This is a genomic window from Shewanella sp. SP1S1-7 (genome assembly GCF_031932105.1).
Lineage (GTDB): Bacteria > Pseudomonadota > Gammaproteobacteria > Enterobacterales > Shewanellaceae > Shewanella > Shewanella baltica.
On record NZ_JAUOEU010000017.1, the window covers coordinates 13,882 to 26,381 of the forward strand.

The 12,500-nt window shown below is 44.5% G+C and carries 14 protein-coding genes; 12 read left to right on the forward strand and 2 right to left on the reverse strand.

Annotation, left to right across the window (positions count from 1 at the left end; all coding sequences use genetic code 11):
- Positions 1-162 precede the first annotated feature (162 nt).
- The 9 genes from Q4Q49_RS13805 to Q4Q49_RS13845 all read left to right on the forward strand — a co-directional run bounded on the left by Q4Q49_RS13805 (position 163) and on the right by Q4Q49_RS13845 (position 9,198).
- Positions 163-1,242: a pilus assembly protein PilM gene (locus Q4Q49_RS13805; RefSeq protein ID WP_311990695.1), complete on the forward strand. Its 1,080-nt coding sequence runs from the start codon at positions 163-165 to the stop codon at positions 1,240-1,242.
- A complete protein-coding gene (locus Q4Q49_RS13810; RefSeq protein ID WP_106649103.1) occupies positions 1,230-1,814 on the forward strand; it encodes a PilN domain-containing protein in 585 nt (194 codons plus the stop codon). The genes Q4Q49_RS13805 and Q4Q49_RS13810 overlap by 13 nt, the downstream gene beginning before the upstream one ends.
- A complete protein-coding gene (locus Q4Q49_RS13815) occupies positions 1,811-2,437 on the forward strand; it encodes a type 4a pilus biogenesis protein PilO (protein ID WP_311891937.1) in 627 nt (208 codons plus the stop codon). Before Q4Q49_RS13810 ends, Q4Q49_RS13815 begins: the two co-directional genes overlap by 4 nt.
- Positions 2,437-2,952: a pilus assembly protein PilP gene (locus Q4Q49_RS13820; RefSeq protein ID WP_106649105.1), complete on the forward strand. Its 516-nt coding sequence runs from the start codon at positions 2,437-2,439 to the stop codon at positions 2,950-2,952. The genes Q4Q49_RS13815 and Q4Q49_RS13820 overlap by 1 nt, the downstream gene beginning before the upstream one ends.
- A gap of 21 nt (positions 2,953-2,973) precedes the next feature.
- The gene (locus tag Q4Q49_RS13825; protein WP_311988547.1) at positions 2,974-5,025 is read left to right on the forward strand and encodes a type IV pilus secretin PilQ family protein; all 2,052 of its coding nucleotides are present in this window, start codon (positions 2,974-2,976) and stop codon (positions 5,023-5,025) included.
- A gap of 216 nt (positions 5,026-5,241) precedes the next feature.
- A complete protein-coding gene (gene aroK, locus Q4Q49_RS13830) occupies positions 5,242-5,757 on the forward strand; it encodes a shikimate kinase AroK (RefSeq protein WP_006083542.1) in 516 nt (171 codons plus the stop codon).
- Between the two features lie 9 nt (positions 5,758-5,766).
- Positions 5,767-6,843: a 3-dehydroquinate synthase gene (aroB, locus tag Q4Q49_RS13835; protein ID WP_311999610.1), complete on the forward strand. Its 1,077-nt coding sequence runs from the start codon at positions 5,767-5,769 to the stop codon at positions 6,841-6,843.
- 18 nt (positions 6,844-6,861) lie between these two features.
- Entirely contained in the window at positions 6,862-8,310 is a 1,449-nt protein-coding gene (locus Q4Q49_RS13840) for an AAA family ATPase (RefSeq protein ID WP_311999611.1), read from the forward strand.
- A gap of 48 nt (positions 8,311-8,358) precedes the next feature.
- Positions 8,359-9,198: a Dam family site-specific DNA-(adenine-N6)-methyltransferase gene (locus Q4Q49_RS13845; RefSeq protein WP_311999612.1), complete on the forward strand. Its 840-nt coding sequence runs from the start codon at positions 8,359-8,361 to the stop codon at positions 9,196-9,198.
- A gap of 18 nt (positions 9,199-9,216) precedes the next feature.
- Here the strand turns inward: Q4Q49_RS13845 and Q4Q49_RS13850 are convergent, their stop codons facing one another.
- Together Q4Q49_RS13850 and Q4Q49_RS13855 are read right to left on the reverse strand one after the other, a co-directional pair.
- Entirely contained in the window at positions 9,217-9,402 is a 186-nt protein-coding gene (locus tag Q4Q49_RS13850; RefSeq protein WP_311999613.1) for a DUF2970 domain-containing protein, read from the reverse strand.
- Positions 9,402-9,767 (reverse strand): hypothetical protein, encoded by a 366-nt coding sequence (locus Q4Q49_RS13855; protein WP_311999614.1) that lies wholly within the window; start codon positions 9,765-9,767, stop codon positions 9,402-9,404. The genes Q4Q49_RS13850 and Q4Q49_RS13855 overlap by 1 nt, the downstream gene beginning before the upstream one ends.
- 276 nt (positions 9,768-10,043) lie before the next feature.
- Here Q4Q49_RS13855 and rpe point away from each other — a divergent pair, with 276 nt between their 5' ends.
- From rpe to trpS, 3 genes are all read left to right on the forward strand, one after another.
- The gene (gene rpe, locus Q4Q49_RS13860) at positions 10,044-10,718 is read left to right on the forward strand and encodes a ribulose-phosphate 3-epimerase (RefSeq protein WP_006084504.1); all 675 of its coding nucleotides are present in this window, start codon (positions 10,044-10,046) and stop codon (positions 10,716-10,718) included.
- 2 nt (positions 10,719-10,720) lie between these two features.
- Positions 10,721-11,398, forward strand: a complete 678-nt coding sequence (locus Q4Q49_RS13865; protein WP_311999615.1) for a phosphoglycolate phosphatase — start codon at positions 10,721-10,723, stop codon at positions 11,396-11,398.
- Between the two features lie 70 nt (positions 11,399-11,468).
- A complete protein-coding gene (trpS, locus tag Q4Q49_RS13870) occupies positions 11,469-12,467 on the forward strand; it encodes a tryptophan--tRNA ligase (protein WP_259582929.1) in 999 nt (332 codons plus the stop codon).
- Positions 12,468-12,500: the final 33 nt, after the last annotated feature.

Below are 12,500 nucleotides of genomic sequence, written 5' to 3' on the forward strand. Positions count from 1 at the left end.
GTGCGACAGTATATAAGGCGTACACCTCTTGGTGAAGTAAAAACGTGAGAAGCCTAAAATAGCATTTGTAAAATGACGAAACATTCGATACAAGTAAGTATAACAAGTTGATTTTGTGCTAATCTCTTTTACTGAAATATAAATAAAAAAGTGACAATGGATATGCTTTCAAATTTATGGAAGCGTCAGGCTCCGCAGATGGTCGGAATCGATATCGGTTCCCATGAGGTTAAGGCCATTTTGTTGAGTAAGACTGCTGATGGATACAAGATAGTGAGTCATGCGGCGGTACCTATTAAAAAGGGGGCCGTTAACGATCATGATATTCGTGATGCTGATGCCGTTGTCGAATGCCTTAGGCAAATAAAACGTAATTTACCTAAATCGGTTAAATATGCTGCGGTTTGTGTTTCAGGCTCTGCAGTCATGACTAAAGTGATTTACATGGACGCCTCGCTGAGCGAGGAGGAAATGGAAGCACAGATCGAAATCGAAGCCGATAACCTTATTCCGTATTCACTCGATGAAGTCAGCATAGATTTTGAAACCCTCAGTGTAAACAGTACAGATCCTACCAAAGTGGATGTGTTGTTGAGCGCATGCCGCACCGACAATATTGATGTCAGAGTCGATGCGCTCGATAGTGTAGAACTTGAGGCTAAAGTGGTTGATGTAGAAGGTTATGCTTTAGGTCGCGCAGCTGAATTAATTCTGGCGCAGCTACCCGAAGGAGCGAAAAATAAGGCCGTTGCTATGGTCGATATTGGCGCCAATATGACGACTTTTTCTGTAGTTGAAGCGGGAGAGACGACTTTTATTCGTGAACAAGCCTTCGGAGGTGAGCAATTTACTCAGTCAATATTATCCTTCTATGGCATGTCTTATGATCAAGCCGAAAAAGCAAAAATTGAAGGCGACCTACCACGAAATTATATGTTTGAAGTCCTATCACCTTTCCAAACTCAGCTATTACAACAAATAAAACGTACGCTGCAAATCTATTGTACTTCGAGTGGAAAAGATAAAGTTGACTACCTCGTATTATGTGGTGGGACCTCTAAATTAGAAGGTATGGCCAATTTACTGACGAATGAATTGGGGGTCCACACTATTATTGCCGATCCTTTTCAAGGGTGCCTGCATGCTGATGAGTCGGTTAAAACTGTACTGCAACCTACAATCAGTAAATATATGGTTGCATGTGGCTTAGCATTGAGGAGTTACGGTCAATGGCGAACATAAACCTACTCCCTTGGCGAGAAGAGGCGAGAGAAAAACAAAAGCGCGATTATATTGGTATTTTAGCCGCGGTATTTTTAGCGTCGGCAATCTTGGTTTATGTGGCTGTATCTCTTTTGGACGTGATGACTGATGAGCAAAAAGCGCGTAATGCCTATTTGCAATCGGAAATTAGCCTGCTAGAAACACAAATTTCTGAGATTAAGAAGATTACCGAGCGTAAGAAGGATATTGAACGCCGCACCGAAATTATTTTGAATTTACAACAATCCCGTAATTTACCGACCCATGTGTTAGATGAGTTAGTGCGAATTGTGCCCCCAGGAATCTACCTTTCTAGCTTAGAGAAAAAGGGCAGCTTGTTACTGATTGAAGGACGCAGTGAATCAAATAATAACGTTGCCAATATGATGCGTAAGGTTAAGACCTCGGAGTGGCTAACCGATCCCAATATGCAGTCGATTGTGACTCAAAATGAAGAATTACGGCAATTACAGCGATTCAGTTTAAGAGTCACGATTAAAGGCGCGAATGTGGGCGAGCCTGAGAAAATGACAAAAGGAGCGAGTAAATGAAACTCGATCTAAGTCAATTTAATGATATCGACTTTGAAAATATTGGTGGTTGGCCTAACCAAGTTAAAAGTTTTTTCGCGATCCTATTGGCACTGTGTGTTTTTGCAGCGGGTTATTTCTTAGTCGTTTCAGATTCGATTGACTCTTATACCGCAGAGCAAGATAGGGAATTTCAACTCAGAGATGATTTTAAGAATAAGTATCAACTCGCAGCAAATTTAAAACTTTATCGTGAGCAGTTAGCAACGATGGAAGTGCAATTTGCCGAGTTACTGAAGATGCTACCCTCTGAGAATGAAATGCCAGGCTTGCTAGATGATTTAACCTTTGTCGCCACCGATGCAGGACTTCGAATTAAGAGTTTAGATTGGGAGCCGGAAATTCAGCGGGATTTTTATATTGAATTCCCCATTAAAATGTCTGTTACAGGTGATTATCACCAGCTAGGTAATATGGTAAGTGGCGTAGCAAAACTGCCGCGTATTGTCAGTCTGCATGATTTTACGATTAAGCGCGATGATGCTGGTAACTTAGCCATGGATATTTTAGCTAAGACCTATCGCTTTAAAGAAGGGGCTGAATTACCGCCTGAAAACTCTGCTAACAAACAGGGGAAGAAATAATGAAATTCTTACCTCTATTGGCGTTGAGTCTTTTTTTAATGGGTTGTGTTGGCGATCGCAGTGATTTAGAGCTATTTGTTACTACAACTAAAGCGCAACACGTTGCTCATATTCCACCTTTAAAAGAACCGCCAAAGTTTGAGCACTTTGCCTACCAGGCAGAGTTAATGCGTAGCCCATTTGTACCTCCTTCACGTGAATTAACTGAAGAGGTTGTTGATACCAGCAAAGATTGTTTACAACCAGATTTAAAGCGTCGAAAAGGGCGGTTAGAAACTTATCCTTTAGATAATTTAAAAATGCGCGGCACCTTAAGTGAAGCCGATACGACTTGGGCACTAGTCGAAACAAACGATGGCAGTGTGTATCGGATGGGCGTTGGTGAGTATTTAGGTCTGTTTAATGGACGCATTTCTAAAGTTACTTCACAAAATGTCGAAGTAGTAGAATTAATTCCAGATGGTTCTGGTTGTTGGTCCGAAAGGACAAGCAATTTAGAACTTTCTGGAGAATAACGAGCGAAGGATGAGGGAATAATGAAATCTTCTGCCGCGATAAAAGTCCCGTTAATTTCTTCAGGCTTAATCAAGTCTGTTATAGGGATCGCACTGGTATTTGGAATTTTGCCATCGAGTTTTGCGGCAAATCGATTAATGGATGTTAAATACCATGCTCTGGTTGATCATCAATTGGAGCTAGAATTGGTCTTTGAAGATGCGGTCGCTCCGCCTGCAATAGATTCAAATGCTTCGCCCGCCGAGCTAGTGCTGACCTTCGATAATAGTATCTCGGGTTTATCTAAGGATCGTTTACCTATTAATCAGGTTGGGGTTGCAGATATCACCACTGAGCAGCAAGATACCCAACTAAAAGTCATCTTAGGTATGTCCAAAGTGAAACCTTACCAAGGTTCAGTAATGGGCAATTCATACCGGCTTACGATTAACGATGAAGTGTCAGGGACTCAAGCCCAAGCTGAAAACCCCTTCGTTAATAGCATTAAAAATATCGATTTCCGTCGTAATGATAATGGTGGCGGTGAGTTATTGGTCTATCTAAATAATCGCTCTGTTGCGGCTAATGTCGAGCAAGTGGGCGCTAAGCTTGAAGTGAAGTTGTATAACACAGATATTAATAACGATCTTCTGTATGTTATGGATGTGAAAGACTTCTCCACACCAGTAAAAAGCTTCGAGACATTTAAAGAAGATTTAACAGCGCGTATTGTCGTTGATATTGCGGGTGAATATGATTTCACTTACAAGCAAGAAGATAATCTCTTTAGACTTTCAATGAATAAAGTCGAGAGAGTCGCCGCCAAGAAAGATGTTAAAAAATACAATGGCCGTACCTTGTCGCTTAACTTTCAAAATATCCCTGTACGGACTGTGCTGCAAATCATTGCCGACTATAACAATTTTAACTTAGTCACCAGTGATACTGTGGAAGGCAATATCACTTTAAGATTGGATGATGTGCCTTGGGATCAAGCTTTAGAACTAATTCTTCAAACCAAAGGATTAGATAAGCGTATCGAAGGTAATATCTTAATGGTGGCGCCGAGCGAAGAACTGGCAATTCGTGAAAGCCAAAACCTCAAAAACAAACAAGAGGTTAAAGAGTTAGCACCGCTCTATTCCGAGTATTTACAAATTAACTACGCGAAAGCGGTCGATATTGCAGAGTTATTAAAAAGTACGGATTCAAGCTTACTTTCACCACGCGGTTCAGTCGCGGTCGATGAACGTACTAACACAGTGTTAGTGAAAGATACGGCTGAAACGATTGAGAACATTCACCGTTTAGTCGAAGTGCTCGATATCCCCATCCGCCAAGTGTTGATCGAGTCACGTATGGTGACAGTGAAAGATGATGTCTCCGAAGACTTAGGTATTCGTTGGGGCGTTACAGATCAGCAGGGTAGTAAGGGAACCTCAGGCACATTAGAAGGTGCACAGAGTATTGCCAATGGGATTATTCCTACTCCCGATCAGCGTTTGAACGTTAACTTACCCGCGGCAGCCACTAATCCAGCGAGTATTGCCTTCCATGTCGCTAAATTGGCGGACGGTACCATTCTTGATTTGGAATTAAGTGCGTTAGAGCAAGAAAACAAAGGTGAGATCATCGCTAGCCCTCGTATCACCACCTCTAACCAAAAGGCGGCTTATATTGAGCAAGGTGTCGAGATCCCTTATGTGCAGTCGACTTCGAGTGGTGCAACGTCAGTCACGTTTAAGAAGGCGGTGTTGTCTCTACGGGTTACACCACAAATTACGCCAGATAACCGAGTCATTTTAGATTTAGAAATCACTCAAGATTCTCAGGGTAAAACCGTTGATACTCCAACGGGTCCCGCAGTTGCAATCGATACTCAACGTATCGGCACCCAAGTGCTCGTTAATAACGGCGAAACCATAGTGCTTGGTGGCATTTATCAACAAAATCTGATTAGCCGTGTGAGTAAAGTGCCAATTCTAGGTGACATTCCTCTGGTCGGTTTCCTGTTTAGGAACACAACAGACAAAAATGAGCGTCAAGAGCTACTTATTTTCGTCACCCCCAAAATAGTCGGTGAGAAGATCTAAGCACTTGCTATGTATCGACTAAAGCCAGCAGTGATTGCTGGCTTTATTATTACTGGTATACAATTCTTTGCATAAATAGCGCACATGGCTTGCCATAGTAGACCCTAAGCTGAGATAATCCTCGGTCAAGTCTCATAAGAGCAAGGTAACATATAGGTCGGCTTGATGTTGAGTCGATATAGGCATACTTTTCAATAAGATTCAGACGTACAAGAAATGGCTGAAAAACGTAATATTTTTCTGGTAGGCCCTATGGGCGCAGGTAAAAGCACAATTGGTCGCCATCTGGCGCAAATGCTGCATTTAGAATTCCACGATTCAGATCAAGAGATTGAGCAACGCACAGGCGCTGATATTGCTTGGGTGTTTGACGTCGAAGGTGAAGAAGGCTTCCGTCGTCGTGAAGCTCAGGTTATTGCTGATTTGTCTGAAAAACAAGGTATCGTCCTTGCCACCGGTGGTGGTTCAGTACAAAGCAAAGATATCCGTAATCATCTGTCTGCTCGTGGCATTGTGGTTTATCTGGAAACCACTATCGACAAACAGGTCGCTCGTACTCAAAGAGACAAGCGACGCCCATTATTGCAAGTGGATGATCCTCGAGAAGTGTTGGAGAATCTTGCAGAGATCCGTAATCCATTGTACGAAGAAATTGCAGATGTGATTGTCAAAACTGATGATCAAAGCGCAAAGATTGTCGCCAATCAGATCATTGAGCAATTAGGTTTTTAGGCAGAATTTATGAAGCAAATTCAGGTTGATTTAGGTGTACGTAGTTATCCCATTTACATTGGCCAGAATTTGATGAGTGATGGCGAGACCTTGTCTCGCTACCTGCTTAAAAAACGTATTCTTATCGTCACCAATGAAACTGTCGCGCCTTTGTATCTAAAACAGATACAAGAGACGATGGCTTCGTTTGGTGAGGTAGAGAGTGTTATCCTCCCCGATGGCGAACAATTCAAAGATTTAGCACATCTAGATGTTATTTTTACTGCATTGCTGCAGCAAAACTATGGTCGAGATTCTGTGCTGGTGGCTTTGGGTGGCGGCGTGATTGGTGATATGACGGGCTTTGCCGCGGCATGTTATCAACGTGGGATCGATTTTATTCAAATTCCGACAACTTTATTGTCGCAGGTGGATTCTTCCGTCGGCGGTAAAACGGCTGTTAACCATCCTCTTGGTAAAAACATGATTGGGGCCTTTTATCAGCCACAAATCGTGCTTATCGATACTTTATGTTTACATACGCTTCCAGCGCGCGAGTTTGCGGCGGGAATGGCGGAAGTCATCAAGTATGGCATCATGTGGGATGCTGATTTTTTTCAATGGCTTGAAGATAATGTAACGGCACTAAAAACCTTAGATGCCCAAGCATTGGTTTATGCTATCTCCCGTTGCTGTGAGATTAAGGCTGATGTGGTTAGCCAAGACGAAACTGAGCAAGGTGTTCGTGCTTTATTGAATCTGGGTCATACCTTTGGTCACGCGATTGAAGCCGAAATGGGCTACGGTAATTGGTTGCATGGTGAAGCCGTGTCAGCTGGCACAGTCCTTGCTGCTAAAACAGCTAAGGCACTGGGGCTTATCGATGAGTCAATAGTTTGTCGTATCATACAGTTACTACAAGCTTTTGATCTTCCAGTGAGTGCGCCGGAATCTATGGATTTCGACAGTTTCATTCAACATATGCGACGCGATAAAAAAGTTTTAGGCGGTCAGATTCGACTGGTGCTCCCAACGGCAATAGGCCGCGCGGATGTGTTTAGTCAAGTCACAGAATCTACCCTTGAACAGGTTATTCGCTGCGCATAAACACTGTGTGGTGGGCGAGTGACGTTTCAGGGTTCTGTCTTGCTTCCTTCTCAGGAAGCCCTCATACAAAGAATGCATCATATTGCCAGTTATAGCGATCAGCTACTGGTGCTTTCTGGTGTCAGCGGTTCAGGCAAAACCACCTTAGTGACCGGATTAGCAACCGATTTTGACGAGTCAAATGCAGCATTTGTGATTTGTCCTATGCATGCCGATAACGCTGAGATCCGCCGTAAAATTCTGGTCCAGTTAATTTCATCCCCTATTTTTGACGACGATATTCCCCTCGCCGATACCCTGTTGCGGCTTGCGAGCACGCAAACTAAACCCTTACATATCATTATCGATGATGCGCATTTATTGCCTAAGGCATTATGGGCTGAGTGCATTATTCTCAATCAAATTCAGTGTGCGGGTAAGAATATCGCTGTCACACTCACGGTTCCACCGGCATTTTTAGCCGACCTATTACCCCAATTGCCTGAGCAGTTACGGCGGCAGATATTGCCTATCAATATTGAGCCGTTAACCATGCCCGAGCGTGAGGCCTTGTATCAAACGTTACTGAGATACAGCGAGCAAAATCCTTTTACGCCAAGGGAAATTGTACGTAGTCAGCTTGAGAAGCAAACGGGTACGCCGCAGGAAGTGGTCAATCTGTTAGATAAAGCCTTGCATAGCACGCCAGAGAAAACATCTTCTTGGATGAAGTATAAAGCCGTGATGGTGACAGCTGTGAGCATGTTGTTAGCGCTTGGTATTTGGCTTGGTGTTACTCAACCATTTTCTGAAGAGCAAGCTCCAGAGGTCGTGACTTATCCATCGATAGATTCACCCGCCTTCTTGTCCTACGGGCAAAAAGTTTTAGCGCCCTATTTTATGCTGCGCGCTGAGCAACTAAAGCTCGCTGCGGAGACTGCGAAAGTGATTGAAATCGAGACGGCAGAAGCCAAAACTGAACAAGCCGTTGATCCTTTAAGTGAATTCCACGGTGAAGCGCCACATCCCATGCCTGACGATGCTGCCTTAGTGAGTGTGGGTGAAGTGAGTAGCAAGTCTTTTGGTGAGGATAAGCCGCCTGAGGATACTGAACCACAAGCTAAAGCGGCTCAGACTCAACCCGCAACCATTGATGCTGCAAAGGCCGATAAGCCGGTAGCTAAAGCGGGCTTGGATACGCAAAAGCCGCTCAAAGGTTACACAATACAGATTGCCAGTGTTGCTCAGTTGGACACCCTGCGTGCAACATTAAAGAGTATTGAGCATCTTGAGGGCGTTCGCGTTGCACAACATAAGCAGCGTTGGGTTGTCCTCGTTGGCAACTACGGTAGTAGCAAGTCAGCTTCGAATGCGGCGGCACAATTGGTTAAAGAGTATCGTTTCGAGCAGCCTTGGGTAAGAAAGTGGGCGGATTTAAAAGATTATCAACTAGAAGAAAGTCTGCCAAATCGTGAAATTTCAGAATAAACAGAGTACAATCATGGCCTTTATTTTTGTCGGCATTCATCAAGTTAAATGATAAAAAAACACAGAGCCTTCCTTAAGTGGGCTGGCGGTAAATTTAAATTGGTGGATGATTTGGCCAGTTATTTACCCACAGGAGACCGTTTGGTCGAGCCATTCGTGGGTGCAGGATCCGTTTTCTTAAATACGGATTATCCTAGCTACCTGCTCTGTGACATTAATCAGGACTTGATTGAGTTATACCAGATTGTGAAGCATCAACCTGAAGCTTACATTGCCGCCGCTAAGGCAATGTTTGTTGATGAGATGAATCAAAAAGACGCTTACTATCAGGTGCGGACCGACTTTAATAAATGTCGCGACCCTTTCCAACGTTCCGTCTATTTCCTCTATCTAAACCGTCATGGTTTTAATGGCTTATGCCGTTATAACCGTAAAGGCGGCTTCAATGTACCCTTTGGTTCCTATAAAAAGCCGTATTTCCCCGAAAAGGAAATTTGGGCCTTTTCTGAAAAAGCGCAACGTGCCGAGTTTAAATGCATAGGCTATGAAAAAGCCTTCGAGCAGACACGTAGCGGCGATGTGGTTTATTGCGATCCACCTTATGCGCCATTGTCGACTACATCCAGTTTTACGACATATGTTGGTGCGGGTTTTAGTCTAGACGATCAAGCACTGCTGGCCCGTCATTCTCGCCATACAGCACTGGAGCGTGGCATTCCGGTATTGATCAGTAATCATGATATTCCATTGACTCGCGAGTTATACCGCGGCGCTCACTTAGCGACAATCCAAGTGCAACGTAACATTAGCCAAAATGGCAGTGGCCGGAACAAGGTGGATGAGTTGATGGCGTTATATGATGAAAACTATGATCCAAAGGAAGATTAGGTTCGACATAGCTTAGGTTTAGCTAAGCACTTGTCCTACGATAAACATCAGACTTGCCACTAAAACGATTGCCAATACGATTCCCATAGCTATGTAAGGTAATGGTGAACCCGTTTGGAAGTCTTTTTTACGATTTTCGTCAGTTTGTACCCCGAAAAAGGCGGCGACGGTACTGTGGAATACTTGCCAGATACGGCTAAGCATTAATAGGCGAGATGCGATGTAGTGGGCTTGAGGTCATCCATAGGTTTATCTTGATGGCCGTGTAATAGCTCAAGCAGATCGACAAAGTGGAACTGACTCGAACGGTTTTTTCCTGTGAGCCACGTTTTCCAACTTAGGGTTTGTGCTTGATCGGCGCAACGATTATTAGGATGACTACTAGGCAGAGCATTATTGTAACGGGTGTCACTGCTACAAGCGCATGAAGCTGTTTCGGTATTTTCCGTAAGTTTTTCAACGCCAAAAGCTAACGTGGCCACGACAACAGCAGTGAATGCCAACATCATAGATGACTTAAATGTCACTGACTTAACATAGTGTAAAAACAAACTAAACCGCCCCTTCATAACGCTTCCTTTGAAATGAACCAGCATTGCGCCTCGAGTATAACAAACTCGCCTAGTTTATGAACAAAAATTTATCAATTGCCACCAAAATGCTCGAAAATATTAGCTTATTTTACCGAATCCAAGCCCCAATTGACTGCGATAGTTACAGAATGTGCTGCTTTGCTGACACGGGCATTGCGTATCAATTGCCAGAAATGTGGCTTTAGCTATAGAGGCTTAGCTTGGCTCAGGGTAAAATAAGGCACTTTTTATCCAAATAGCAGCGAGTGTTTTATGCGTCCATTCTTGATTGCTCCATCGATTTTATCTGCCGATTTTGCCCGTTTGGGCGATGATGTAAAAGCCGTGTTAGATGCGGGGACCGACGTAGTGCATTTTGATGTGATGGATAATCACTATGTTCCTAACTTAACGATTGGCCCCATGGTGTGCCAAGCGCTGCGTAACTACGGTATTACCGCCGATATTGATGTGCATTTGATGGTCAAGCCGGTTGACCGCATCGTGCCTGATTTTGCTAAGGCGGGCGCGTCTATTATTACTTTCCATCCAGAAGCTTCAGAACACGTCGATCGCACACTTCAGTTGATCAAAGAGTGTGGCTGTAAAGCGGGTCTCGTGTTTAACCCTGCTACACCACTGCATTATCTCGACCATGTGATGGATAAGCTGGATGTGATTCTGTTGATGTCGGTGAACCCTGGTTTTGGCGGTCAATCCTTTATTCCATCTACGCTAGATAAGCTGCGCCAAGTGCGTGCGCGTATCGATGCCAGTGGGTTTGATATTCGCTTAGAAGTGGATGGCGGCGTTAAGGTCGACAATATTGCCGAAATCGCGGCCGCCGGTGCCGACATGTTTGTTGCGGGTTCTGCCATTTTCGGCAAGCCAGATTACAAAACCGTTGTTGATGAGATGCGTGCCGAACTTGCTAAAGTTGGGGCATAGGTATGTGGGATAAGATTAAAGCGATAGCGTTTGATCTTGATGGCACGCTGATCGACAGTGTGCCTGACCTAACCGTTGCCACGCAGGAAGCCTTAGCCGAGTTAGGTTTGAAGAGCTGCTCAGAGGCCCAAGTGCGTACTTGGGTCGGTAACGGCGCCGAGATGTTAATGCGCCGCGCAATGACCCATGCCTTGGGATCGGATGTTGAGCAAACCGTGCTTGATGCGGCCATGCCGATTTTTATGCATCACTATCAAGAGAATCTTGAGAAGCACAGTGCGCTTTATGCCGATGTGCATCAAGTACTGCAAACCTTGTTCGATGCAGGTTTTAAGCTCGCCGTTGTCACCAATAAACCCTATCGTTTTACCTTGCCATTACTCAATGCCTTTGGGATTAATGACTTTTTCAGCTTAGTGTTAGGTGGCGACACTCTCGCTAAGATGAAGCCCGATCCTTTGCCGCTGCAGCACTTATTACATGAGTGGCAATTGGATAAAGAGGCGTTATTGATGGTCGGCGACTCTAAAAACGACATTTTAGCGGCGAAAGCGGCTGGGATAGCGTCAATCGGCTTGACCTACGGCTACAACTACGGTGAAGATATTGGGCTCAGTGGCCCAGATGCCGTATGTGAGCAATTTAGTGAGATTTTGAACTGGGTAAAACATACCAAGTAATGGGTGTTTACCCGTTCTTTAGTCGATTTTTTATAGTCTTTTTATATATAGATAGTGGAGCAATGACGTAATGACCAAACCCATAGTACTCAGCGGTGCACAGCCGTCCGGCGAATTAACCATAGGTAACTACATGGGTGCATTGCGTCAATGGGTTGCGATGCAAGATAGCCACGACTGCCTCTATTGTGTGGTCGACTTGCATGCCATTACCGTGCGTCAAGATCCTAAAGCGTTGCGCGAAGCTTGTTTAGACACCTTAGCCCTTTATTTGGCCTGTGGCGTCGATCCTAAAAAGAGCACAGTGTTTATCCAGTCACAAGTGCCACAACATACGCAATTAGGTTGGGCATTAAACTGCTATACCCAAATGGGCGAGTTGAGCCGCATGACGCAGTTTAAAGATAAGTCACAAAAGCACGCTAACAACATCAACGTGGGTCTGTTTGGTTACCCTGTGCTGATGGCGGCGGATATTCTGATTTATCAAGCGAACGAAATCCCAGTTGGTCAAGATCAGAAGCAACACCTTGAGTTAACTCGTGATATCGCGACTCGCTTCAACAATGCCTACGGTGATACTTTCACCATTCCTGAGCCATTTATTCCTGAACATGGCGCGAAAGTGATGTCGCTGCAGGAGCCGTTGAAGAAGATGTCTAAGTCAGACGAGAACCGTAACAACGTCATCGGCCTGCTAGAAGATCCAAAAGCCGTGCTGAAGAAGCTGAAAAAAGCTATGACAGACAGTGATGAGCCGCCAGTCGTGCGTTTCGATATGGACAATAAGCCAGGCGTTTCTAACCTGCTGAGTTTAATGTCGGGTGTGACGGGACAAAGCATCGCAAGCCTAGAAGCCGAGTTTGAAGGCAAGATGTATGGCCATTTGAAAGGGGCAGCAGGCGAAGCGGTTGTGAGCATGTTAGAGCCGCTGCAAGAGCGTTACCGCACGATTCGTGCCGACCGTGCTTACTTAGACCAAGTGATGAAAGCTGGCGCTGAAAGTGCGCAGGCGCGCGCCGAAGTGACATTGAAGAAAGTGTACGAGAAGATTGGTTTGTTAGTGTAATCAATCGATATCGATAAATTAAGCCGACGTCAG